This window comes from Sporosarcina sp. HYO08, from assembly GCF_001563475.1.
Lineage (GTDB): Bacteria > Bacillota > Bacilli > Bacillales_A > Planococcaceae > Sporosarcina.
Window position 1 is genome coordinate 488,572 of record NZ_LPUT01000001.1, and the last position, 24,559, is coordinate 513,130.

At 42.5% G+C, this 24,559-nt stretch carries 27 protein-coding genes and 2 riboswitches; of the genes, 23 read left to right on the plus strand and 4 right to left on the minus strand.

Annotated features, from left to right (window positions below; genetic code table 11):
* The first annotated feature begins 53 nt into the window (after nt 1-53).
* The gene (locus AU377_RS02410; RefSeq protein WP_067403535.1) at nt 54-1,175 is read left to right on the plus strand and encodes a hypothetical protein; all 1,122 of its coding nucleotides are present in this window, start codon (nt 54-56) and stop codon (nt 1,173-1,175) included.
* An 88-nt stretch (nt 1,176-1,263) separates the two neighbouring features.
* Here the strand turns inward: AU377_RS02410 and AU377_RS15190 are convergent, their stop codons facing one another.
* Entirely contained in the window at nt 1,264-1,440 is a 177-nt protein-coding gene (locus AU377_RS15190) for a DUF2759 family protein (protein WP_082731878.1), read from the minus strand.
* Between the two features lie 176 nt (nt 1,441-1,616).
* Here AU377_RS15190 and AU377_RS02415 point away from each other — a divergent pair, with 176 nt between their 5' ends.
* Nucleotides 1,617-2,255 carry an MBL fold metallo-hydrolase gene (locus tag AU377_RS02415; protein ID WP_067403538.1) on the plus strand — a complete coding sequence of 213 codons (639 nt, stop codon included), beginning with the start codon at nt 1,617-1,619 and terminating at the stop codon, nt 2,253-2,255.
* 279 nt (nt 2,256-2,534) lie between these two features.
* On the opposite strand, the gene AU377_RS02420 is transcribed toward AU377_RS02415, so the two are convergent.
* On the minus strand, nt 2,535-2,774 hold the full coding sequence (locus AU377_RS02420; RefSeq protein WP_067403541.1) for a DUF2626 domain-containing protein: 240 nt from the start codon (nt 2,772-2,774) through the stop codon (nt 2,535-2,537).
* A 315-nt stretch (nt 2,775-3,089) separates the two neighbouring features.
* Between AU377_RS02420 and comGA the strand changes: the two genes are divergently transcribed.
* From comGA to AU377_RS02505, 16 genes are all read left to right on the plus strand, one after another.
* Nucleotides 3,090-4,076 carry a competence type IV pilus ATPase ComGA gene (gene comGA, locus AU377_RS02425; protein WP_067403545.1) on the plus strand — a complete coding sequence of 329 codons (987 nt, stop codon included), beginning with the start codon at nt 3,090-3,092 and terminating at the stop codon, nt 4,074-4,076.
* Nucleotides 4,069-5,103 carry a competence type IV pilus assembly protein ComGB gene (gene comGB / locus AU377_RS02430; RefSeq protein WP_067403547.1) on the plus strand — a complete coding sequence of 345 codons (1,035 nt, stop codon included), beginning with the start codon at nt 4,069-4,071 and terminating at the stop codon, nt 5,101-5,103. The genes comGA and comGB overlap by 8 nt, the downstream gene beginning before the upstream one ends.
* A 12-nt stretch (nt 5,104-5,115) precedes the next feature.
* Nucleotides 5,116-5,424, plus strand: coding sequence for a competence type IV pilus major pilin ComGC (gene comGC, locus AU377_RS02435; RefSeq protein WP_067403550.1), 309 nt, complete (start codon nt 5,116-5,118; stop codon nt 5,422-5,424).
* Nucleotides 5,411-5,863: a competence type IV pilus minor pilin ComGD gene (gene comGD, locus AU377_RS02440; protein ID WP_067403552.1), complete on the plus strand. Its 453-nt coding sequence runs from the start codon at nt 5,411-5,413 to the stop codon at nt 5,861-5,863. Before comGC ends, comGD begins: the two co-directional genes overlap by 14 nt.
* Nucleotides 5,860-6,168 carry a hypothetical protein gene (locus AU377_RS02445; RefSeq protein ID WP_067403555.1) on the plus strand — a complete coding sequence of 103 codons (309 nt, stop codon included), beginning with the start codon at nt 5,860-5,862 and terminating at the stop codon, nt 6,166-6,168. Before comGD ends, AU377_RS02445 begins: the two co-directional genes overlap by 4 nt.
* Entirely contained in the window at nt 6,144-6,596 is a 453-nt protein-coding gene (gene comGF / locus AU377_RS02450; protein WP_067403558.1) for a competence type IV pilus minor pilin ComGF, read from the plus strand. Before AU377_RS02445 ends, comGF begins: the two co-directional genes overlap by 25 nt.
* Before the next feature lie 189 nt (nt 6,597-6,785).
* Nucleotides 6,786-7,322, plus strand: a complete 537-nt coding sequence (locus AU377_RS02460) for a shikimate kinase (protein ID WP_067403563.1) — start codon at nt 6,786-6,788, stop codon at nt 7,320-7,322.
* 212 nt (nt 7,323-7,534) lie between these two features.
* A riboswitch (glycine riboswitch) is annotated at nt 7,535-7,626 on the plus strand.
* A gap of 137 nt (nt 7,627-7,763) precedes the next feature.
* A complete protein-coding gene (gene gcvT / locus AU377_RS02465; RefSeq protein WP_172794008.1) occupies nt 7,764-8,858 on the plus strand; it encodes a glycine cleavage system aminomethyltransferase GcvT in 1,095 nt (364 codons plus the stop codon).
* A 22-nt stretch (nt 8,859-8,880) separates the two neighbouring features.
* Nucleotides 8,881-10,227, plus strand: coding sequence for an aminomethyl-transferring glycine dehydrogenase subunit GcvPA (gcvPA, locus tag AU377_RS02470; protein WP_067403567.1), 1,347 nt, complete (start codon nt 8,881-8,883; stop codon nt 10,225-10,227).
* Entirely contained in the window at nt 10,220-11,680 is a 1,461-nt protein-coding gene (gene gcvPB, locus AU377_RS02475) for an aminomethyl-transferring glycine dehydrogenase subunit GcvPB (RefSeq protein ID WP_067403570.1), read from the plus strand. The genes gcvPA and gcvPB overlap by 8 nt, the downstream gene beginning before the upstream one ends.
* Before the next feature lie 165 nt (nt 11,681-11,845).
* A riboswitch (TPP riboswitch) is annotated at nt 11,846-11,948 on the plus strand.
* Nucleotides 11,949-12,022: 74 nt separating this feature from the next.
* Nucleotides 12,023-13,108, plus strand: a complete 1,086-nt coding sequence (locus tag AU377_RS02480; RefSeq protein WP_067403573.1) for a long-chain fatty acid--CoA ligase — start codon at nt 12,023-12,025, stop codon at nt 13,106-13,108.
* Nucleotides 13,108-14,556, plus strand: coding sequence for an acyl-CoA reductase (locus AU377_RS02485; RefSeq protein ID WP_172794009.1), 1,449 nt, complete (start codon nt 13,108-13,110; stop codon nt 14,554-14,556). The genes AU377_RS02480 and AU377_RS02485 overlap by 1 nt, the downstream gene beginning before the upstream one ends.
* A gap of 10 nt (nt 14,557-14,566) precedes the next feature.
* Nucleotides 14,567-15,316 carry an ABC transporter ATP-binding protein gene (locus AU377_RS02490; RefSeq protein ID WP_067403578.1) on the plus strand — a complete coding sequence of 250 codons (750 nt, stop codon included), beginning with the start codon at nt 14,567-14,569 and terminating at the stop codon, nt 15,314-15,316.
* Nucleotides 15,313-16,074, plus strand: a complete 762-nt coding sequence (locus AU377_RS02495; protein WP_067403581.1) for an ABC transporter permease — start codon at nt 15,313-15,315, stop codon at nt 16,072-16,074. The genes AU377_RS02490 and AU377_RS02495 overlap by 4 nt, the downstream gene beginning before the upstream one ends.
* Nucleotides 16,071-17,078, plus strand: coding sequence for an ABC transporter substrate-binding protein (locus tag AU377_RS02500; protein WP_253724354.1), 1,008 nt, complete (start codon nt 16,071-16,073; stop codon nt 17,076-17,078). The genes AU377_RS02495 and AU377_RS02500 overlap by 4 nt, the downstream gene beginning before the upstream one ends.
* A gap of 16 nt (nt 17,079-17,094) precedes the next feature.
* A complete protein-coding gene (locus AU377_RS02505; protein ID WP_067403584.1) occupies nt 17,095-17,862 on the plus strand; it encodes an SDR family oxidoreductase in 768 nt (255 codons plus the stop codon).
* Between the two features lie 120 nt (nt 17,863-17,982).
* Here the strand turns inward: AU377_RS02505 and AU377_RS02510 are convergent, their stop codons facing one another.
* Nucleotides 17,983-18,279, minus strand: coding sequence for a hypothetical protein (locus AU377_RS02510; RefSeq protein ID WP_082731880.1), 297 nt, complete (start codon nt 18,277-18,279; stop codon nt 17,983-17,985).
* 292 nt (nt 18,280-18,571) lie between these two features.
* Here AU377_RS02510 and AU377_RS02515 point away from each other — a divergent pair, with 292 nt between their 5' ends.
* The 4 genes from AU377_RS02515 to hemY all read left to right on the plus strand — a co-directional run bounded on the left by AU377_RS02515 (nt 18,572) and on the right by hemY (nt 22,895).
* On the plus strand, nt 18,572-19,366 hold the full coding sequence (locus AU377_RS02515; protein ID WP_253724355.1) for a DUF3100 domain-containing protein: 795 nt from the start codon (nt 18,572-18,574) through the stop codon (nt 19,364-19,366).
* Nucleotides 19,367-19,368: 2 nt separating this feature from the next.
* Nucleotides 19,369-19,806 carry a hypothetical protein gene (locus AU377_RS02520; protein ID WP_067403591.1) on the plus strand — a complete coding sequence of 146 codons (438 nt, stop codon included), beginning with the start codon at nt 19,369-19,371 and terminating at the stop codon, nt 19,804-19,806.
* Between the two features lie 396 nt (nt 19,807-20,202).
* Complete coding sequence (locus AU377_RS02525; RefSeq protein WP_067403595.1) at nt 20,203-21,312, plus strand: TIGR04053 family radical SAM/SPASM domain-containing protein; 1,110 nt, start codon at nt 20,203-20,205, stop codon at nt 21,310-21,312.
* Between the two features lie 77 nt (nt 21,313-21,389).
* A complete protein-coding gene (gene hemY, locus AU377_RS02530) occupies nt 21,390-22,895 on the plus strand; it encodes a protoporphyrinogen oxidase (RefSeq protein WP_368664417.1) in 1,506 nt (501 codons plus the stop codon).
* A gap of 160 nt (nt 22,896-23,055) precedes the next feature.
* On the opposite strand, the gene AU377_RS02535 is transcribed toward hemY, so the two are convergent.
* Nucleotides 23,056-23,436 (minus strand): rhodanese-like domain-containing protein, encoded by a 381-nt coding sequence (locus AU377_RS02535; protein ID WP_067403598.1) that lies wholly within the window; start codon nt 23,434-23,436, stop codon nt 23,056-23,058.
* A gap of 108 nt (nt 23,437-23,544) precedes the next feature.
* Here AU377_RS02535 and AU377_RS02540 point away from each other — a divergent pair, with 108 nt between their 5' ends.
* On the plus strand, nt 23,545-24,381 hold the full coding sequence (locus AU377_RS02540) for a biotin/lipoate A/B protein ligase family protein (protein ID WP_067403602.1): 837 nt from the start codon (nt 23,545-23,547) through the stop codon (nt 24,379-24,381).
* Nucleotides 24,382-24,559: the final 178 nt, after the last annotated feature.

Genomic DNA, 24,559 nt, shown 5'->3' on the forward strand with positions numbered 1-24,559 from the left:
GCAGTTCTTTTTTACATAGAAAACAGATAATAGGAACGGAAGGGGGAGAAGCGGTGACAAAGAGATGGTCAGGATTATTTGTGGTTCTATTATTATGCTTAACTGGATGTGTCGATCGCCAGACAGCACCGAGTGAATTGGCGGAAACTCCTCAAAAACCTACGGCACCTCATCAAATCGATGGCGGGACAAAGCCGCAAACTGAAGAAGTTTTGCAAGCGCTTCAAGCAGATCCTGCGACGTTTCATTTTATTGTCGGCTGGCTAGATGAGGAGCATATTGTCTATGTCGAAAAAATAAATGGATCTTATCAAGTGAAAAAATTCAACATTGCGACTGGCAAACAGCAGGTAATGGTAGAAGAGCCTTCCATGATTATCGATTGTCTCATTCATCCTTCCAAGAAGTACTTATTGCTCCATACGGGCGACAATCCAATAGCCGCAACTGTTAAAATGATGACAATTGACGGCGAGATTTTAGATGAAGTATCTGTTGCATCGTCGGAATTAGGCATTCAATGGAATGACATAGACCCTTCACGCATTCTATTGACTGCATTTTATGAAGATTGGACATTCGATGTGTTTTTGTATGATCGGCATGAGGAGTTTTTCGGATTGCTGGACATTGAAGATCCTTTTCCCAAATGGTTTGGGGATGAACAAATTATTGTGCTACAAGAAAAAGATCATTCACTCGATGGCGGCAGCTTATATTCGTATAATGTAACCACGAAGGAATGGAAAAGCTTACAGCAAAATGACATTATTTACTTTGATACATACGAGGATTCGTTAGTAACGATGAAAGTCCGGGATGAAAGTAAAATGATTTTTTCCGTTTATGATCCATCTCTGAAAAGTTTATCGGAATGGACATTGCCAGCTGTTAGTAATTATTCAGAATGGGTTATTCCAAACGTCGAGTGGCTATCCAAAACGAAGCTAGTTATGACAGCATCACCTGCCGGGGGACAACTAGACGAATTAAGTAAGCCTTATCAATTGCTGCTAATTGAAGAGGGACTGCCGAAAGTTGTTTCAGAGAGTACGGTCGCGAGTAAGATCCAATGTGCACCGTCCGGAAAAAAATGCTTAACAGGCTATGGGGCTGAAATGATCGTCGATGTTGAAACAGGAAAGGAAATGAATTGGTTATTGATGGGGGAATGAGATGATAGATCGTGATCGATTCTTCACCAATCTAAAAAACATCCTTTGGACATAATCCAAAGGATGTTTTTACTTTTTCAACTTGTGATTACAGTGTTGGTGGATAACCTTGGAAGATGATTGTTGCAACTGTGAAACCTCCAAAAACGACTGCCGCACCTAAGTTGAAAACAATGCTAATGATGTTACGTTCTTTGAAAGCTTGTACTGTTCCGACGACAGCCAGAATCCCAATGAGTCCAAAAATGACCATTAGTAAGTTCATCGTAAAACACTCCTTTCAGAGGGTATACATAAATAAAAAAAGTACCATATTCCCTTTCTATTGTACTGTTTATAGCAGATTTTGTCGAGGTTAATTGAGTACAAATGTTAGAAAACTGTTTTCTCTTTGCTTTTCATCCTTTATTTTCGTAAACTGTATGGCAGGAGGGCGAGAAAATGTTAAAAATTGCTGTGTTGCCATTAGGACCGATTCAAACGAATTGTTATCTTGTCTATGACCAAAACCTTAATTGTCTGATCATTGATCCGGGCGAGGAGAGCGAACGTCTCATTGAAGCGATTGAAAGTAATAACCTGAAGCCGGCTGCGGTGCTTTTAACGCATGCTCATTTTGATCATATTGGAGCGGTTGACGCGATTCGAGATCATTTTACGATTCCGGTTTATATACATGAAGAAGAGAGCGAGTGGCTAAGTGATCCAAATTTGAATGGATCTGCTAAATACCCAACTTTACCGGATGTAAAAAACCGTGCGGCGGATCATTTGATTACAAAAGAAGGGGCAATGGGCATAGGGCCATTTACATTTGAAGTGCGCCACACACCTGGGCATTCACCGGGAAGCATTTCATTTATATTCGGGGAAGCGGGATTCGCAGTTGTTGGTGATACGTTGTTTCGTCAAAGCGTAGGACGTACGGATTTGGCATATGGAGACACCGATACACTGTTACAATCGATCCACGATAAATTGTTGTCACTGGATGATGACGTTGTGATCTATCCGGGACACGGACCTGCGACAACGCCGGAAGCTGAAAAAGACACGAATCCTTTTTTAAATGGGTTTTAACAACAAAAGCGGAGGGCGCCGTTTAGCCTCGACAGGCATAAGTCAATCTAGCGGCGTGGCGATTTTTGCCACAGAGCTAGATTGCTATTAAGGAAGTCAGCCTAAACGCGCCGCGTCCTGCGGCAACGGCTGACTAACCCGCATCCTGCGAGCCTCCGAGGGGCTGGCGCCCGGAGCTGGACGAAACAAAAGCGGAGGGCGCCGTTTAGCCTTGATAGGAAATCGCTATAACAAACAACAAAAAAACAGCCGAAATGGCTGTTTTTTCGTATGTACATTTTAGTGGCCACCAGGTACGTGTATGAATGTAGAATAGTAGCTAAATCCAACCATGAAAACCATTAGATAAGCACCAAAAATGTACATATACACACGCTCAGTAAGATTCAGGTAACCTAGTAATAAGAAGAAAATTGTGTTCGCTACAAATAGAAGTGAAACTGACAGCATGTCTCCAGCGTAAAACATTACGGCGAAAATGCCTGTCCACCAGCCTAGTAGCTTGAACATGTTATCCATGCGTGCTTTCCCTCCTTAAAAAAACTATTACAATATAAGCTCATACCCATTATATCGGATAATGACAGCGGATGTAAACTCGAATTACATATAATTGTGAAAAAGGTGTGTATTTGAATTGTACATTGTCCTCACGAAAATTTCATTTTGCGCCGAAAACCGCCTGCAAAATTCGACTTTGCGGAAAAGTATTCCAATTGTATGCGGATCATCGTATACTTTCACACAAGGATGGAAAGCGGTCTTCCATCTTAGGCCATTAGATTATGTGTATGATGCAAGATGAAGGAGTGATGAACGATCGGCAATGACAATATGATTGAACACAAGTGTTTTCAATTGCTTGAAAAAGCGATTCAGTTTGAAGCGGCGGATATTCATCTAGTTCCTACAAGAGAAGGCTATAGCATAGCGTTCAAAAAAGATGCAAAACTCCATCGATCCGGCACAATCCCCCCTCAAGTGGCGGTTCGAATGATTTCCTTTTATAAATTTTTATCTTCACTAGACATTAGCGATCGACGAAAACCTCAAAGCGGTTCTTTTCATAAGCAAATACAAGGTGAAAATTATTCATTCCGTGTATCTACGATTCCGTCCATTTATTTAGAAAGTGTTGTCATTCGACTTCAAAAACATGACAAAATTGTACCGCTCGACGAACTTTGCATAGAACCTAAGTGGGCGGATCAATTTCGGCAGGTCGTTACCAAACAGCAAGGGCTCATTCTGCTGACGGGACCGACCGGCTGCGGTAAGACGACAACGATTTACTCGCTCACGGCCCATTGTGTCAATGAATTGCATCGGCATGTGATTACATTGGAAGATCCGGTTGAAAACAATCATGCGCATTTACTTCAAGTGCAAGTGAATGAAAGATCAGGCATTACGTATGCTTCTGGACTAAAAGCCATTTTAAGGCATTCACCCGATATTATTATGATTGGTGAAATTCGCGACCGAGAAACTGCTAAAATCGCGGTAGAAGCTTCACTTACCGGGCATTTAGTGTTAACAACGGTACACGCGAAAGATCCGATCGGTTGTTTTTATCGCATGATGGATTTTGGCATTTCCCTTGAAGAATTGCGTCAGACGATTATTTGTATCTCTTCCCAGCGTCTCACTCGAGATGTATCGGGGAAAACAAGTGCGACTTTTGAAATTATCCAAGGCGCTATGATCGATCGCATTGCGGGTGCAATGGCTTCGGGTGAACGAATTTCAATGGTTCATGAATTTAAGACAGAAATGGTTTCAAACAAATCGGCCAATCAAAAGTTGATACATGATGAATAAACGAAAGGGGATTCTTCAAAATAGGCCCGCATTCATTAAAAGACTAGCGACATTAATGGAAGAAGGCTATACATTTCATGATGCAGTTAACCTCTTATTACCACACCATTGGAAGGGCTGTAAGGAAGAGATTGCGGAACAAATTGACAATGCCTTTAAAGCAGGCCATGGAGTTGTAGAAGTCCTTACAGTATTGGGATTTTCTGCTGGCACACTGCTTCCAGTTGTGATTGCGGAAATGGACGGAAAACTCATCCTTGCTCTATATGGAATGGCAAGACGGTTGGAGAAGATTGAATTGCAACGGAAGAAGTTGAAAAATCTACTCATTTATCCAATTTTTCTCTTTCTAATGATTTTCCTATTACTGCTTGCATTTCGGAAGTATTTCCTGCCAAATATGAAAACGTTGGTCGGTTCACGTCCGGACGATATGAACAAAATCGTTGGATACTTGCCGACCTTTGTTTCGAAAATGCCAGATATTTTTATTGTGATGTTGCTGCTCGGTGTTTGTCTAGTAGTGGTGGCTACGTATAGTTATCGCAAATGTACGCCTGTAAAAAAGATTCAAATTTTTATGTCTTTACCTTTTGCTGGAACATTTTTTTCAATGATCAAAACGAGATCCTTTGCGGGGGAAATGGGTAGCTTGCTTCAATCTGGATTATCACTTCAACAAGCACTTGATGTTTTAATCAATCAAAAATTGGACGCGGTTGTTAGTGAAATGGCTAAAGATGTAAAAGAACTTGTAATCCATGGCGAGCCTCTTCACGCCGCCATCGAATTAACACAAGGACTGACCCCTCATTTAGCCGATTTCGCAAAACATGGCTCTGACAGCGGTCACCTTCCAAAAGAATTATTGCTTTATAGCGAACAATTAGAGGAGACCATCGATGTGACGTTCAATCGGGCATTGGCACTGCTTCAGCCACTCCTGTTTAGCATCATTGCAGTTTGTATATTATCCGCCTATCTCGCATTATTATTGCCCGTTTATGGCATGATGGACAAATTATGAAAGGAGTTTGACATGAAATTTGTTAATAATGAAAAAGCTTTTACGATGATCGAAATGATGATTGTACTCCTTGTGATTTCGGTTCTTATCTTAATAGCCCTTCCAAATGTTACAAAAAACTCAAAAACAATTGACGAAAAGGGCTGCGATGCTTATGTGAAAATGGTGCAAGGACAAGTGGAGGCCTATAAGTTGGATAAAAAAAGTTTGCCAACGTCGATCCAACAATTGTCAGACGACCAATACGTTCCGGAAGATGCGCAATGTCCAGATGGAAGAGCATTAACGATTGTAGACGGAAAAGTAGATGTTTCGTCATAATGGATGGCTCTGCCGTAAAGAGGATGGTTTTACATTTTTAGAAATGCTTCTTGTTCTATCCGTGCTCTCAGTTATAACGATGATCGTCATGCCAATAAGTGCAAATTGGATTCAACAAGAAACTGAGGAAGACGCTTTTGACGCTTTTTTGTCATCGATTCAATTTATCCAAGCGTATGCAATGGCGAATGATGTGAGCACAAAAATGGAGTTTAAGCATGAAGGAACGATGTATATTACGGCAACTTCAAGAAAATTAGAATTCGAGCGCACAAATTTTCCAACGGGTATGCGGCTTTCAGATTTAAGCCCAATGAAGGTTATTGAATTTCATCCGAGTGGAGATATGATACGTACCGGGACTATGACGATCGAAACGACGAATGGATTAAAAAATATTCGATTTCAATTTCAGCGCGGAAGGATGATCATCGATTGAACGAAAAGGGGTATTCTTGGCCGGAAGCCATTTTAACACTCGGAATTTTGGTCGTTATTTTTGGTTCACTTTTACCGTTTGCCTCTGCCATGGCAGTCAAGCTGACTGATAAAAAATTTGCGATCTATGCAGCAGAAACAGCACTGCAAGCGACGATTCTTTGGCGTTTGCACGGCACCATTGAAGGCAGCCGCATAATGGAAGGTGTGCAGTATGATTGGGCCATTGTAGAGCGCGGTATTTGCGTCGAATACCTTGCAAGGGAAAAGGTGGAGAGAAAATGCCTTTATGGAGACGCTACATAAAGCCCAATCGTGGGTATACGTTTGTAGAAAGTATTTTCCAATTGGTCATATTAACTGTATTTCTCCATCTGCTTGTCCTTTTTTTCATGTGGAAGGGCACGGTTGAATCAAGCTTTCCAGATCACGTATCAATCGAATGGGAGCTTTTCGCCATTGACATGCAGCAAATGCTATCTACGATTGATCACCTTGAAATTCGGAGCGAAGGTACTGCGCTTCGTTTCTTGGGTGAGCAAAGGAGAATTGATATTTCACGCAGCAATACGGTTATTCGAAAACAAGTTGATGGGCAAGGTCATGTACCATTATTAACAAATGTACGAACGATTCAATTCGAAAAAACTGGAGATCATTTGATCGTTTTAGTGAATACATTGGGCGGGGAATCGTTAGAAAGGAGCTTTGCCATTGGCCTCTCTCCGAAATGAGCAAGGCGTTATGCTTGTCGCGGCGATTCTGTTATTATTTTTTGTCAGCCTCTTTCTTTTCACTATTGTTTCATGGCATGATAAAATATATAAGACATACGATGCAATCGAGTTGTATTATATGAACGAAGCAATTCAGAACATGAAACGGGGCGGCACGTAAACCTGTCCTGTAAGACGGGTGGTAAAGTGAAGAAAGTATATTTAATTGGCTACATGGGAAGCGGTAAAAATGCCATTGGCAAGCGTTTAAGTTTTGCGACGAAAATGCCTTTTTACGATATGGATCGAGAAATTGAAAAAAAGATGGGCATGTCCATCCCGGAAATTTTTAATACGTATGGTGAAGCGTATTTCCGTGATTTGGAGACAGACTTTTTGCGGAATTTTCGAACTGAAGCATGCATCATCGCAACAGGCGGTGGTGTTCCAATGCGCTCGGAAAACCGCGAAATTTTAAGGAAGACAGGACTCGTCTTTTTCTTAAATGCATCATTTCGAGACATTTGGCGCCGCATCGCAAACGGAAAAAATCGACCGATCGTTCTTCAGTCGACACGTACAGAGTTGGAAGCGTTATATCTAGAACGAAAACCCCAATATGTCCGTGCTGCACATTTTAAAGTAGAAACAGAGCATCGTACATTGCGTGAAATTACAAAGTATATTGCTTTTCAAGTAGAGCGGCTAAAAGAAGACAAATTAAAAGAGAGAATTCGACAATAGAATTCTGTCTTTTTATCGTCAGAACTGGATGAAAATTAGTGCAAAGAGCTTAAAGGCGAATGTTTATCTGGTTTCCCAACTGTTTCGTTCGGAAAAATAACGAACTTTGAAAAACGATTGCGCTTTCTCGGATGAAATGTTAAGATGTTAGGCGAAAGGACATTATTAGTCCCAATGTTACTCATCATTACAAAAAAATGAACACTTTGCGGATGAATGTATGGGGAGAGCACGCGTTAGGCGTCGCCGAAGGAGCAAACAGGAAAACTGTGAATCTCTCAGGTAACAAGACTCATACAGGACGCATCTCTGGAGAGCGCTAGTTTGACTAGCCACCAAAGAAGAAAGCCTTTTGGCAAAACTTTCAGGTAAACGGACAGAGGTTCCTTATATATTAGGGAATCTCTGTCTATTTTTATCAACATGAGGGAGGAAAAGACCGTGACAGAATTAAAACGAACGGTTCTATTTGACCGCTATGCCGAGTATGGCGGGAAAACAATCGATTTTGGCGGTTGGGAACTGCCGGTTCAATTTTCAAGCATTAAAGCTGAACACGAAGCGGTACGTACAAAAGCAGGATTGTTTGATGTTTCTCACATGGGCGAAGTCGTTGTCCGCGGGGAAGGGGCATTAGCCTACTTACAAAAACTTGTTACAAACGATGTATCTAAATTAAAAGATGGCCAAGCACAATATACAGCGATGTGCTATGAAAATGGCGGTACGGTTGACGACCTACTTATCTACAAGCGTGCCGACAATGATTACCTACTTGTCGTGAATGCATCCAATATCGAAAAAGATCTTGAATGGATGCAGCAATATGTGTCAGAAAATGTCGAAATTGACAATCAATCCGACAATTATGCACTGCTCGCGCTTCAAGGTCCGGTTGCACAAAGTGTTTTACAAAAACTAACAGATGAACCACTTGCAGACATTAAGTTTTTCCGATTCAAAGAAAATGTCAATATTGCAGGTCACGAAGTTCTTGTTTCTCGCACAGGCTACACAGGTGAAGACGGATTTGAAATTTACGGGTCACCCGAAGCGATTCATGCACTGTGGCCAGCCATCCTTGAAGCTGGAGAAGCGGAAGGCGTTGTACCAGCAGGTTTAGGCGCACGCGATACACTGCGTTTTGAAGCGGGTCTGCCGCTTTATGGTCAAGAATTGTCAAAAGACATTTCTCCGCTCGAAACTGGACTTGGCTTTGTCGTGAAATTGAATAAAGCTGAAGATTTCATCGGAAAAGAAGCACTTGCAGCACAAAAAGAAAATGGTGTACCGCGTAAACTCGTTGGTGTTGAAATGATCGACAAAGGGATTCCGCGCACAGGTTATAAAGTATTTATTGGCGATGAAGAAATTGGTGAAGTTACGACGGGTACACAATCCCCAACGTTAAAAAAGAACATTGGGTTTGCATTACTGAAAACTGAACATACCCAAGAAGGTACTGAAGTCGAAATCGAAGTGCGCAACAGACGATTAAAAGCTGTCATTATTCCAACACCATTTTATAAACGATAAATAGAAAAGGGGACAAATGGACATGAAGCATCGTTACATTCCAATGACTGAAACTGATCGTGCTGAAATGCTAGAGACGATTGGTGTTTCATCCGTAGATGAGCTTTTTGCGGATATTCCTGAAAAAGTTCGATTTAAAGGCGAATACAACATTAAACAAGCAAAATCAGAGTCGGCATTAACAAAAGAACTTTCACGACTTGCTGCGAAAAATGCGGACACGAATACATACGCATCGTTCTTGGGAGCAGGCGTTTACGATCACTATAAGCCAATTATTGTTGATCACGTCATTTCTCGTTCAGAGTTTTACACAGCGTATACACCGTATCAGCCTGAAATTTCTCAAGGAGAGCTCCAAGCGATTTTTGAATTCCAGACAATGATTTGCGAGTTAACAGGAATGGATCTTGCAAACTCTTCTATGTATGACGGCGGTACAGCACTTGCAGAAGCAGGAACGCTTGCGGCAGGTCATACACGTCGTAAAAAAATTCTTATTTCAGAAACTGTACATCCTGAATCTCGTGACGTTGTACTTTCCTATGCGACAGGACAGTCTATTGAAGTTGTAACAGTTCCGCAAAAAGATGGTGTAACAGATATTGCGAAGCTGGAAGAGTTAATCGACGATAATACAGCGGCAGTTCTTGTTCAATACCCGAACTTCTTCGGTCAAATCGAAGATATTCAAAAAATCGGTGACGTTGCGCACCACCACGGCGGACTGTTCGTAGTATCTTCTAATCCGCTTGCACTTGGCGTGTTAACACCGCCAGGTAAACTGGGTGCAGATATTACAGTAGGTGACGCACAGCCATTCGGTATTCCGGAAGCGTTTGGCGGACCGCACTGTGGGTATTTTGCAGTAACGAAAAAGCTTATGCGTAAAGTGCCTGGACGTCTCGTTGGAGAAACGACAGATGACGAAGGTCGCCGCGGGTATGTATTAACACTTCAAGCGCGTGAACAGCATATTCGTCGTGACAAAGCGACGTCAAATATTTGTTCAAACCAAGCTTTGAACGCCCTTGCAGCCTCTGTTGCGATGACTGCATTTGGAAAAGTGGGCGCACAACAAATCGCTTATCAAAATATCGCGAAAACGCGTTATGCGAAAGATGCATTTGAAAAAGCTGGATTTACAGTTGCTTTTGGCGGCGCACATTTCAATGAAATCGTTGTGGACTGTAAAAAACCTGTCAAAGAAGTGAATGCAGCACTATTTGAAAAAGGGATCATTGGCGGATATGATTTAGGCCGAACATACCCTGAACTTGCAAACCACGCGCTAGTTGCGGTAACGGAACAACGTACGAAAGAAGAAATTGATGCACTTGTGCAAGAAATGGAGGCCCTTCATGCATAAAGATAATCAACCGCTCATTTTTGAAATTACAAAAGAAGGACGAGTAGGTTACAGCTTGGAAGATCTCGACGTACCTGAGCTGGACCTTTCCGACCTATTGCCAGAAGGCTTTATCCGTAAGGAAGCAGCAGAGCTTCCGGAAGTTTCCGAGCTCGATATTATGCGTCATTACACAGCCCTATCAAACCGCAACCACGGTATTGATTCAGGCTTCTATCCGCTCGGTTCTTGTACGATGAAATACAACCCAAAAATTAACGAATCGGTTGCTCGCTATTCTGGTTTTGCGAACATTCACCCATTGCAAGATGAGTCAACGGTTCAAGGTGCAATGGAACTGATGTATGACCTGCAAGAGCACTTAGTTGAAATTACGGGAATGGATGAAGTAACACTTCAACCTGCTGCAGGTGCACACGGTGAGTGGACAGCACTTATGATGATCCGTGCTTTCCACGAAGCGAACGGTGATTTTAACCGTACAAAAGTACTTGTTCCAGACTCCGCGCACGGTACGAACCCGGCTTCTGCCACTGTTGCAGGATTTGAAACAGTAACGGTTAAATCCGATGAAAACGGTCTTGTAGACCTAGAAGATTTGAAAAAGCATGTCGGCGACGATACGGCTGCGCTTATGCTGACAAACCCGAATACACTCGGTTTGTTTGAAGAACATATTCTTGAAATGGCTGCAATCGTTCACGGTGCAGGCGGGAAATTGTACTATGACGGCGCGAACTTAAACGCAGTTATGTCAAAAGCGCGTCCTGGAGATATGGGCTTTGATGCGGTTCACTTGAACTTGCACAAAACGTTCACAGGTCCGCACGGCGGCGGTGGTCCAGGTTCTGGTCCTGTCGGCGTAAAAGCTGACCTTGCCAAGTTTTTGCCGAAGCCGGTATTGGTGAAGAAAGACGATACGTATACATTCGATTATGATCGTCCAGAATCAATCGGCCGCGTGAAACCTTACTACGGAAACTTTGGTATTAACGTGCGTGCGTACACGTATATCCGTTCAATGGGTCCAGATGGTCTGAAAACTGTCACGGAAAATGCTGTACTAAACGCAAACTATATGATGCGCAGACTCGAGCCTTATTTCGACCTGCCATATAACCGTCACTGTAAACACGAATTCGTTCTATCAGGCCGCCGTCAAAAGAAACTTGGCGTACGTACGCTCGATATGGCGAAACGTCTCTTAGACTTTGGCTATCACCCGCCGACAATCTACTTCCCGCTTAACGTGGAAGAAGGTATGATGATTGAGCCGACGGAAACAGAATCGAAAGAAACACTCGATGCATTTTGCGATGCACTCATTCAAATTGCAAAAGAAGTCGAAGAAAATCCAGAAATCGTTCAAAACGCACCACATACAACGGTCATTAACCGTTTGGATGAAACAAAAGCTGCACGTCAACCGGTTTTACGATATACAAAAGAATAATCAATTAAAAAGTCGTTTCCTTTATGGAGACGGCTTTTTATATTCAAAATTTTTGTAGTGCATTTAGACATCACGAACTGCACTTCCATCTTTTGCGAAAGGCTTTTCAAAGTCCTTTTTGAGATTTTTCAGATTTGTGGTACAGTAGTATAGTAGGAATTAAATAGTAGCCACTGGGGGAGTCTTTATGATTGGACTGAGACGCATGTTGCGAACCCTTTGAACCTGATCTGGTCATACCAGCGTAGGAAAGTGGGCCGCAGAGTAATAAAGTAGGCGCCGCTTCTTGACGAAAATGACAGAAGGCGGTTTTTTTATGTGGAATGAAAGGATTTGGTGAAGATGACAGCAGAAGAGATCGTCAACAATACATTAGCATTTTTGAGTCAATCTAGTAGTTCAGAAGAAGCGTTTAATGAGCAGGCATTGTCATTGTTTCGTTATCAATATGAAAATAATTTACCTTATCAAACGTACTGCCGTGCAAAAAGAAAGACGCCGAGATTGGTAAAGTCTTGGACGGAGATTCCTGCTGTTCCGATCGATGCGTTTAAAGAAGTTCCTTTAAGTTGCACGGGGATCGAAACTGCGGTTGCTACTTTTATGACAAGTGGTACAACAACTGGCGCACGAGGGAAGCATTACCATTCAACGTTAGAAGTGTATGATCAGTCGATGAAAACCGTTTTTAAGAAGAAATTTATGAGAAATGATGAGCACATCCCAATGGGGATTTTATTCCCGAAGAGAGAGCTGATGCCGAATTCGTCGTTAGCACATTACTTAGCACTGGCAGCGGAAACATTTAGCGGAAACGATTTTACTTATTTTGTAGATGATCGTGGTTTAGAAACGAATGAGCTTATTCAAGAATTGGCGAAACGAGAGGCGGCAGGAACCCCTTACGCTTTACTTGGTGCCTCTTTCAGTTTTGTTCACCTATTCGAAGCGTTAGAAAGACAAGGGCGCCGATTTTCATTGCCGAAAGGGAGTAAGTTACTGGACACAGGCGGATTTAAGAATCAATCGAAGGAATTGGATTTAGCCTTGTTTTATCAAAAGATGAAAGATTTTCTTGGCGTTGAACCCGAAAATTGTATCAATATGTTCGGCATGACAGAACTAAGCACACAGTTTTATGATGATGGGAATGCAGTGATTCCATCCGAAAAATCGGGCCCGCACTGGATTCGGACGAGAGTGGTAGATCCAATGACTGGAGAAGATCAGCCTGACGGGGAACCGGGGGTGCTCGTGCATTATGATTTGGCAAATATGAATTCGGTTGCAGCGATTTTGACGGAGGATATGGGTGTCAAAAAAGAAAATGGCTTTTTATTTTTAGGAAGAGTGGAAGGGGCAGAAGCGAAAGGGTGCTCACTTGCACTTGAATCATTCATTCAGGCAACGAAAGGAGCACTGACTTGATGGAGCGTGCAGGGTATTTCACAGGGCTAAATGAAGAAGATGTGAAGTATGAAATCAGAGAATTTCAAGGGCATGGGAAGACGTTGCAAGTTGAGGTGCCTGTTGTCACAACTGAGCAGTTGCTTCAAATTGCGGAAGGCGTGAAAACAGCAAGTGATCATATCTTGAAATCATTTAGCGTTTCGGAACTGGTCCGTATCATTGATGAGGTCATTGCACGTCTACTAGATCGGGACAACCTTTACCGACAGAAGGCGGAGGAATTGCTGCCGATCATCACAGGCTTTGATGAAGAAATGGTTCGGCTTGGATTAACGTCCCAATTAAAAACGTTTCGAAAGCCGCAATTGCAACGGTTTTTAGTCGAAGACTTTGGCAATCCATTATTGTTGGATGATTTTCAACCGCGTGCAAAGGGAGGCCACTCAAAGGCGATAGGGCCCGGATTAATGACCCATATTTGGGCGGGGAATGTACCTGCTTTACCGCTTTGGAGTATTGTATCGAGCCTGCTTGTGAAAGGTGGATCGATTGGGAAGGTGTCGAGTGCTGAACCGTTATTTGCAGGGTGGGTCGCAAAAATGATCGCTGAGGTGGAGCCAAGGCTTCGGGGTTGTTTGGCGGTCGTTTGGTGGCCAGGCGGAGATGAAGAAAAAGAGTCTGCGTTATTCAATGCGTCCGATCTTGTTTTTGCGTATGGAGGCAATGAGGCTTTAACCGCGATCAAAAATCATGTTCCGCTGACAACGAAATTTTTAGGGCATGGACATAAAATTAGTTTTGGCCTCGTGTCGAAAGAGAGTTTAAATGCGAAAAATGCTGCTGAAACAGCACGTCTTGCCGCGTATGATGTGATGCGCTTCGATCAACAAGGATGTTATTCACCGCAGTTCTTTTTTGTGCAAAGCGGGGGTCAAGTTTCGCCGAAAAGTTTTAGTCAATATGTTGCACATGAGTTAGCTGTCTTTGAAAAAAGATTCCCCCGTCGCGCCCTTTCAAAAGAAGAAGGTGCGGAGTTGTTTACTTGGAGACAAAAAGAGCAGATGAGCGTATTTTCGGAACAGGGGAAAGAAGTCATCGGGCCAGATTCAGGAAGCTGGGCCGTTGTTTATGAACCACTGAAAGACTTTGTGCTGCCAAGTCCGTTAAACCGGGTTGTACGCATCATCGAAATCGAAGACTTTCATGAAATCTTACCGTTGTTAGTGCCTTTTCGACACTATTTACAAACGGCCGGCATTGCGGCATCACCTGAAAACTTATTTCACTTATCTTCATTGTTAGCCAAAACAGGCGTGACCCGGATTTCGTCGCTCGGTCAAATGACGGCTCCCGAAGCAGGGTGGCATCACGACGGAGCGTGGAGTTTATTGGACTTAGTTCAAATGGTAGATATTGAGGACAACGCAGAAGTGTATGCGGAGAAATTTGCTTCGTATCGGGATTGAGAGGTAGCATATGAGCGGATTAGTAATTGACAGCATTTCCCATCGTTATGATGGAAGCAAAATGATTTTACAGCAAGTCAACTATCAGGTTGGAGACGGTGAGTTTCATTGTTTAGTTGGACGAAGTGGTTGCGGAAAAACAACATTTTTAAAAATCGTATCTGGTCTATTAGAGGCTGAAACGGGTCAAGTGTTATTGGACGGTCAGCAAGTTAAAAAACCTTTAGAAAATGCGGGGTTTGTTTTTCAGTCCCCAACATTATTGGAATGGAAAACCGTACTTGAAAATGTGCTGTTCCCGATCGAATTGAAACGGAAAAGTACGAAAGAAGAACAGGAAAGGGCAAAGGCATTGCTGGCATTAATGAAAATAGAACAACATATGCATTCCTTTCCGCAGCAGCTCTCAGGTGGGCAACAGAGCCGTGTTGCGATTGCGCGTGCATTAATCAAAAATCCACGGTATTTATTTCTAGACGAGCCCTTTGCTGCTTTGGATGCAATTACGCGAGAAGAATTACAAGATGATTTACTCGCATTGTGTGCACATCATCAAATGACGGTATTATTCATCACGCATGATATTGCGGAAGCGATTTATGTCGCGGATCACGTATTGGTAATGGAGGAAGGAAAGATCGTCCATACGGAAACGATTGATATGCCAAAGCCGCGGACAGTTGAGATGCGTTATAGCAGTCGCTTCAATGAACTAGGTTTTGTTCTCCGTCAAGCATTGGAAGGGGTGCCTTCCGCATGAAATGGGCCCCTATTTTTTCCATATTTACGTTTATTGGATTAGTTGCCTTGTGGGAACTTGTCGCGCATTCCCTATCAGAACTCGTTTTGCCTGCACCGTCTGTTGTTTTTCCACTATTATGGACTGAGCTGAAAACAGGTTATTTTACACCGCATCTCATTCAGACAGGGATCGAAGTGCTTGCGGGATTATTTATCGGTTCACTTTTCGGCTTCCTATTAGGTGTACTGATGGGCGAGTTTCCATGGCTTCGGAATTTGTTGGCACCTTATGTCATTGCAAGTCAGGCTGTGCCAAAACTTGCACTTGCACCATTATTTGTCCTTTGGTTCGGTTTTGGAATGACTTCTAAAATTGTGATTACTGCATTGATATGTTTTTTTCCATTGCTGGAAAATACGATGTCAGCGATGCGGCAAATCGATCGGGAGAAGAAAAATCTCTTTCGTGTGTTGCATGCGACACGCTTTGAAACACTCATTCATTTAAAAATACCTGAAGGGCTTCCAAGTATTATGAGCGGATTTCGTGTTGCGGTTGTACTCGCACTTGTCGGAGCGGTTGTTGGTGAATTCATAGGGGCAAATAAAGGGCTTGGTGCGATGATTATTGCATCACAGGGAATGATGGATACGCCGTTAATGTTCGCGGTGTTAATTTTATTAACGGTATATGGAATGTTGTTATATGGGATCGTTATATTAATAGAAAAATTTGTGTTGGCGAAATATTTATATGGGGGAGAGCGGAAGTCGTGAGAAAAATAGGACTTGCCGTCATGTTGACGGTATTCAGCATTTTGCTTGGTGCTTGTGGTGGAGGCAAGCAAAATGAGCAAGGGGCAGGGGAAGAAACGATACATAACATACGGGTGGCCAGTTGGAGTCAACCGATTACAGAGCAAATTAACCTATTAGCTGAAGAAAAGAACTTTTTCAAGGATGAGAAAATTGAACTTGAATTTATTCCAGGTGCTGGCGGTGGAGACGCGATTAAAAATATTGCGTCTGGAAAAGCAGATATTGCGTTTACAGATCCAGGTTCGCTATTCGCTGCTTTAGATAAGGGGGAGAGGTTGGTCGTTCTTTATGATATTTATCCGCAAAATGTGTTCAATGTCGTATCGCTAGAAGAAAAGAACATCACGAAGCCGCAAGATTTAAAAGGGAAGACGATTGGCGTTTACAGTTTATCGAGCGGGACAAGACAGAATTTGCTTGTCTTATTGCACCAAGCGGGGCTTTCTGAAGAAGATGTGACAATTGTTGAAACGGGTGTGTTAAATTTTGCGCCGCTGATGCAAGGACAAGTCGATGCGACAGCCGCGACTGATACAGGGCTTACAACAGGGATTGCCAAGGGGCTTGAAGATGTGAATGTGATGGAAGTTAAGGATTACTTTAACTATTCCAGTGATTTATTCGTCGTAACAGAGGCAACTTTTGAGCAGAAAAAAGAGGAGATTTTGGCGTTTTTAGAAGGGTACCGGAAAAGCGCAGCGTGGATGATGGCCGAGTCGGAAGAAGCGGCTGCTTTAGCAACAAATTATGCAATCGATGGCAAGGATGAAGCACATAATTTAGCCATTATCGAGTTGCGGAATGCAGCTGCATTGCCGTCTACAGGCGGCATGGAACAACTAGGTGTCATTGATCTTCCGAATTTGCAAGAGGCGGCGGATCTGTATTATGAATTGGGACTCATTGACAATGAACTGGATTTAACAACAGTCGTTCCAAGTGAATTCATCGCCGGGAAGTGAAGGGGGAGAGAAATAAATGAAATTTAAAGATCAAGTTGTTCTTGTCACGGGTGCGAGCCGTGGAATTGGCGCTGCCATCGCAAAATCTTTCGCGGCGGAAGGTGCTTTTGTGATTGTGAACTATTTACAGAACGAAAAAGCGGCGGAAGAAGTTGTGGCGGCCTGTCAAGCGCTTGGCGGAGACGCTTGGGCAATTCAAGCAGATGTGACAGTGGAGGAAGATGTGAATCGGTTGGCGGGGGACGTGCTTCTTGAAGTTGGGAAAATTGATGTCGTTGTCAATAACGCTTTCAAAGCTTATCAATTTGACCCCGAGAATCGGAAACTTGCGTGGGATTTAAAATGGGAAGATGTTCAGGAGCAGCTAGATGGTTCACTCCGTGCGGTCCACCATATGACACAGGCAGTCATTCCGGCAATGAAAAAGCAAGGGGGCGGCAGTATCATTAACATGGTATCCAATCTAATTGCGCGTCCAGTCGTTCCTTATATTGACTATACAACTGCCAAAGGTGCATTACAAAGTTATAGTAGAAATCTCGCGGCAGAACTTGGTGCTTTTGGTATTCGTATGAATTGTGTAGCGCCTGGGCTTGTCTATCCGACAGACGCAAGTAAGCATACGAAAGAAGATGTAAAAGAAATGATTATCTCACAGACACCGTTAGGGCGAATTGCCATGCCAATCGATATCGTGGGGCCCGTCTTGTTTCTCGCTTCCGAATGGGCAGCCTTCGTCACTGGACAAACGATCTATGTAGACGGCGGATTTGTGATGAATTGATTTTTGACGACAGGAATAAAAGGATAAGTGATTTACGGACTGTAGAGCAAACCCGAAAATGATTCGAGTTTGTTCTACAGTCTTTTTCTTTATCCAGCGCATGAAGCAGTAAGGAGTTTGTCATGCACGCAAATTCTTAAATGCTTGAATAAAATGGGTTGGTTTCGTATCAATTTCATAGGTAAAAACACCTTGATTTGTATGTAGATAAAAGAGTCCGGTACCGCCGGAGAAAGGTCGATACGATAGATCGTGAACGTCTTCCAATGGGAACGACTCATTGGCGGTTGAAATTGAATTTGGAAATAAATGGATCCTATTAACTGTTCGGGTTAGTTTTTGATCAAAAAAGCCCATTACACGTTCGACAGTAATATAGGAAATCGTAGAGATCGATTCGTTGCTTAGCTCATTCACTATAATTCCTCCAATATTGCACACAGTAAGTACGGACGAAATACATGTTTATCATAACACTTACAATCTTTTTTAGTCACTTATTGGAAAATAGAGGTAGATGATTTATGAATTGATTTTTTATTAAAAATTCCAACTAAAAGAGAATCTATTTTCAACTGGCGTGTCAGTCGCTATAATAAGCTAATATTGTTCATACTGATAGCATCTGGAACGCGAAATTGCGGATGCGCTTATGTGCGCTTGTGAAATGTTGAGCAATTAAATTTAGTAAAAGTAGGTGAAATTCCCATTGTTTAAATCTTGGAAATTGCATATTCTTGTCCTCATTTTTGTCATTTTAGGGGAAGCGATCGGCGTCATTCAATTTGACTTAGGCGTTGGGACCGTCGCATTATTCCCGATGTTATTCGTTTTAATTTGGGGCGGAATTATTAGTTTCCCGAAATTAAAATTATTATCCGACAAGCAAATGAAAAATGCGGCTGGCATTTTAGGTATCTCTTTTATGCTTTTCGTTGCCAAACTTGGCACGATGCTTGGTCCGTCATTATCGAAGATTTTTGAAGCTGGTTTGTCGCTGGCTTTCCAAGAAGTTGGACATGTGATCGGTACCATTGCGATCGGGTTGCCGATTGCTTTGTTGATGGGTATGAAACGTGAAGCAATTGGTGCGACATTTTCAATTGACCGCGAACCAAACTTAGCGATTATTTCGGAAAAGTATGGCGCAGATTCTCCGGAAGGAAGGGGCGCACTTGGCGTTTACGTGTGCGGTACAGTATTTGGTGCCATTTACTTGGCAATTCTAGCCGGATTTTTGGGAAGCCTTGGTATTTTCCATCCGATTTCACTCGCGATGGGGGCAGGTGTTGGTTCCGGCAGTATGATGGCAGCGGCGTCAGGGGCATTGGCCGCGACATTCCCGAATGATGCGGAAGAAATTGCGTTATTCGCTGCAGCTGCAAACTTAATAACGACAATTTTAGGTACGTATATTTGTGTATTTTTCTCCTTGCCTGTGACTGCGCGTTTATACAATTGGCTCGAACCGAAAATCGGGCGATTCGGTAAGGAGCGTGGTTAAAGATGGTAGAAAAAGCAAAAGTTCTTTCATTAATTGGTTTAATTGCGATTATCGGTAATTGGGTCGGTTTTAAAGTTTCTCCAATAGAGGCATTGCCAGGAATGATCGTCATTGTCGTCATTACGATCGTTGGTCTCTTGTTGAATCATTTGATGCCGAAAATGCCTTCTGTTATTTGGATTTCATTCATTGCGCTCATTATCACGACACCGATTTTTCCTGGAAATGGTTGGATCGTAGAAAAAACGAGCGCGATTAATTTCATGGCGCTCGCGACACCGATTTTGGCGTACGCGGGGTTGTCACTTGGAAAAGACATGGAAAGCTTTAAAAAGCTTGGTTGGCGAATCATTGTTATTTCGTTAGTTGTCTATACGGGTACGTTTTTATTTGCAACGCTATTTGCGGAAATTGTATTTAAATTGCAGGGAAGATTTTAAGTGAAAGCATAGCCGACAAAAGGCTATGCTTTTTATTTATTCACGGGAATGGCATAGTGATTGAGTATTCAATATTTTTATTATGTAAACTATTATGCTTGGATTTTATTATTTTAAACATAATTTGTGCGATCGGTTTAGCATATAGAGGGAAATCCCTAGCATTTTCTCCTTTGCGGTAGCGCAAATCATTCTTTTTGAGATCTATGTAACAAAAAATTCACACAAAAATGCTTGCTTGTGATAGATATCACAGTTTTCACTGCTCGATTCACCTATGATCAACGTATAAAGATTAAAAATTAGGCATCCTTATAGGAAAGATAGGGATTTCACTAATATAGGTTCACTCGAACGTTAGATAAAATAGGGATTGAGTGAAAGGGAGAGAAGAAAATGCTAAATTTACAAAAAGAAAGAGATTATGATGTCAATCCATTTATCGTTATATGGGAAGTGACGCGTGCGTGTGCGTTAAAATGCCTGCATTGCCGTGCGGAAGCGCAGTACGTTGCGGACCCTCGACAGTTATCACATGAAGAAGGTAAAAAATTAATCGATCAAATTGCAGAAATGGATAATCCCTTATTTGTTTTCACAGGCGGGGATCCATTAATGCGTCCAGATTTATATGAACTTGCAAAATATGCAATTGAAGAAAAAGGACTGCCTGTGTCGATGACGCCGAGTGCAACGCCGAAAGTCACATTCGATGCGATTAAAAAGGCGAAAGATGTTGGGCTATCGAGATGGGCATTTAGTCTAGATGGATCTTGTGCAGAAATCCATGATCATTTCCGAGGAACAAGAGGTTCTTATGACCGGACAATGAAAGGGATTGAGTATTTAAAAGAACTCGACATTCCGATCCAAGTGAATACGACGATTTCTAAATACAATTTACATGACTTAGAAGCGATCGCTGAAAAAGTAAAAGAGATGGGTGCCGTGTTATGGAGTACATTTTTCCTTGTGCCAACGGGTCGAGGTATGGAAAAAGATATGATTTCAGCCGAAGAGCATGAAGAAGTAATGAAATGGCTCGTGCAAATCCAGCAAAAAATGCCGTATGGTGTCAAAACGACAGAAGCACCGCATTACAGGCGCGTCTTCCTCCAAGAGCAAGAACGATTGGGCAACAGCGCTGGGAAGGAAAATAAACGCGAAGATGTCCTTGGCCGTGCGCCGAATCCCGTGAATGACGGGGATGGCTTTGTCTTCATTAGCCATATCGGTGAAGTGTATCCAAGTGGTTTCTTGCCAGTTGTCTGCGGAAATGTCAGGGAGCAGTCGCTTGCTGATATTTACCGAAATTCACCGATTATGAAAGAACTGCGTGATAAGTCTTTATTAAAAGGGAAATGCGGTGTGTGTGAGTTTAATAAAATTTGTGGAGGTTCCAGATCCAGAGCTTACGCGGTTACCGGGGATTACTTAGAGAGCGATCCGTATTGTTCCTATATCCCAAAAGCATTGCGTGAGAAAGTGGATTTACAAAAAATTTAACTTGAATCAGCAAAGGTTTTTGCTGATTCAAGTTAGCCTCCGGCGGATGTCACAGATTTTTAGAGGAGTTTTCGAGCGTGCTCGAAAAAATCTGGACGCAATTCCGCCGAGGCGGAATTGATCGCCATGCGAAAGGGAGAAGTATGATGAAGAGGATTGTTGTGATCGGCGGCGGTATTACGGGATTAAGTGCCGCTTATTATGCGAAAAAATATTTTCAAGATCAAAACACACCAGTAGAGCTAACATTAATTGAAAAAAGCGCTGCACTTGGCGGGAAAATAAAAACGCTGCATCGGGATGAGTTTGTCATTGAAAGAGGACCGGAGGCTTTTTTAGCAAGAAAAATGCCAATTATTGAGCTATCAAGGGAACTAGGCATCCTAGATGAATTAGTCGGAACAAATCCTGCGGCTCGCACAAATTATATTTATCATAAGAACAAATTGCATCCGATGCCGCCGGGACTCATCCTAGGAATCCCAACAAAAATAACACCATTTATGAAAACGGGGCTTATTTCACCGATGGGCAAGATGCGGGCGGCTATGGATTTGGTCTTGCCGAAGAAAAGTGAAAAGGAAGACGAATCACTTGGCCATTTTATTGAAAGACGATTGGGCAGAGAGGTGTTAGATTATATCACCGAGCCGCTTTTAGGCGGCATTTACGCAGGTGACACGCATGCACTCAGCCTGCAAGCGACGTTTCCGAATTTTGCGCAGATGGAGGAAAAGCATGGGAGCCTGATTAAAGGGATGCTTGCGAGTCGTCAAAGACAAGCACCTTCCACTGGCAATTTGCCGGAAGCCGCAAAACGCAGCATGTTTTTAACGTTTAAAAACGGGATGACAACGATAGTCGATCGGTTGGCAGAGGCAATTGGCCCGGCAAATATTAAAAATGAAGTCGGCGTGCAGGCAATCGACAGAAAGAACGCACATTATACGATTCGTTTGGATGATGGCAGTGCAATAGAAGCGGATGGACTGATTGTTGCTTTGCCGACGTTTGAGGCGGCTCACATTTTAGGAGAATTCCCCGCTTCGAAATGGCTGGAGGAGATCCATTACGTTTCAGTTGCGAACGTTGTCTTAGCTTTCGATGAAAATGAAGTGGATATTCCATTAGATGGATCGGGGTTTGTCGTGCCGAAAACAGAAGGAAGAAATATTACTGCATGTACGTGGACGTCATCAAAATGGACGCATACAGCTCCCCAAGGAAAACGTCTGGTGCGCTGTTATATTGGACGCGGCGGGGCGGAAGATTGGGTGCAATTGTCGGACGGCGAATTACTGAAAATGGTACAGAAAGATTTGACAGAAATGATGGGGATCCGTGCTGAACCGTTATTTTATGAAATTACTAGATTACAGCAATCGATGCCGCAATACCCGGTGAAGCATGTTGAAGAGATCCAGAAATTAAGGGCATCATTGGCGAAAGAAAAACCGGGCATTTATTTATGCGGTGCGGGTTACGCAGGTGTCGGCATTCCAGATTGTATCCAGCAAGGGAAAGAGGCAGCTGAGCAGTTGATTGAGTATTTGGAAGCGGAAGAATTGACTGCGACAGTTTAATATTACATGGTTAGAAGGGGATCAGCTATCTATTTGGGGATAGCTGTCCTCTTCTTTTTGTTCGTTATTCTATTGGAATATTGGAATCTAAATTACTTTTACTTTAAAAATTCACCCCAATAAATAAAAAGTTCCTCCTAAACGGAAGAACTTTTTTTGTTTATTTACTTTTCACACGGCCTGTCCACTGACGGAATCCACCTTGTAGTTGGAACAGTTGGTCGTAGCCTTTTTTCTTTAAGAATAGTGCTGCACGTGAACTTTTGCCCGTGTTTTGATCGTACAAGTAAACAGGTTTATCTGGACGAATTTCTTTGAAACGTTGGCGGAATTGGGAGTACGGAATGTTTCGCGCACCAAGAATATGACCTGCTTCAAATTCTTTCACTTCACGCACATCAATGAGTTGCGCTTTACGGTATCCTTCTATAAATTGTTCTTGTGTCAAGTGTGTGACTGCTTTTTTGAGGCGAAGCATCGTCACAACCAAATAAACGATCATGATGAGTACGATGGCACCAAGGATGTAAAGATTTTCCACTACAATATTTCCCCTTTCTATTTCTTTCTTTATTATAAAGATAAGGTGGCACTTGTTCAATGACAATGATAAAATGAAATGCGTTGCATAAGGAAGGATGGGATTGGAATGGAAAAAACAGTTTGGCATTTCATAAACTCCGGAAAATGCTCGCCATCTTTTAATATGGCGCTAGATGAGGCTTTACTAGAATGGAACAGCCGCGGGGAAATAGGTCCAGTGCTTCGTTTCTATGAATGGGAACCCGCTACATTGTCCATTGGCTACTTCCAAAGTGTCGATAAAGAAATTGATATGGAGCAAGTAGAAAAACACGGACTTGGTTTTGTTCGTCGTCCTACTGGCGGACGAGGCGTGCTTCATGAGCACGAACTTACATATAGCGTCATTGTGAGCGAAGACTATCCTGATATGCCTGAAACGGTGACAGAAGCGTACCGTGTCATTTCAAGCGGATTGTTGGAAGGATTCCGTAATCTTGGATTAGATGCTGAATTTTCAGTGCCAAGATCAGCAAGACAAAGCGAAGAGTTGAAAAATCCAAAAAGTGGTGTTTGTTTTGATGCACCGAGTTGGTATGAACTCGTTGTCGAAGGTAAAAAAGTAGCGGGCAGTGCGCAGACAAGACAAAAAGGTGTTATTTTACAGCATGGTGCGATTTTGATTAGTCTTGATGAGGACAAGCTTGTTTCTTTATTTAAATTTAATTCCGAGCGGCTTCGTGAACGTGTTAGAAAGTCATTGCCAGAAAAAGCGGTTGCCATTGATCGATTGGTAGATCGTACGGTGACGGTGGATGAATGTGTGGAAGCTTTTTCGACAGGTTTTGAGAAAGCACTCGATATGACACTTGTGCCTTTAGAACTAACGGATGAGCAATTGGCGTATGTAAAAGAGATTGAAGAGAAGAAATATGCCAATGATGCGTGGACTTTCCGTAAATAACGTTTAGCACTTTTTGCCTTTTCTTTCATTTTAGCTGTTTAAAAACTTGAAAAGAAATTTTAAAAATGCATGCGTTGAAGTTGGTTTCAACATGTAGTAGAATGAAGTAAGTAAACAACACAACATGTAGTGTTCATGTTGTGTTTTGTATTTTGTAATCTAAATTATTATGAAGGAG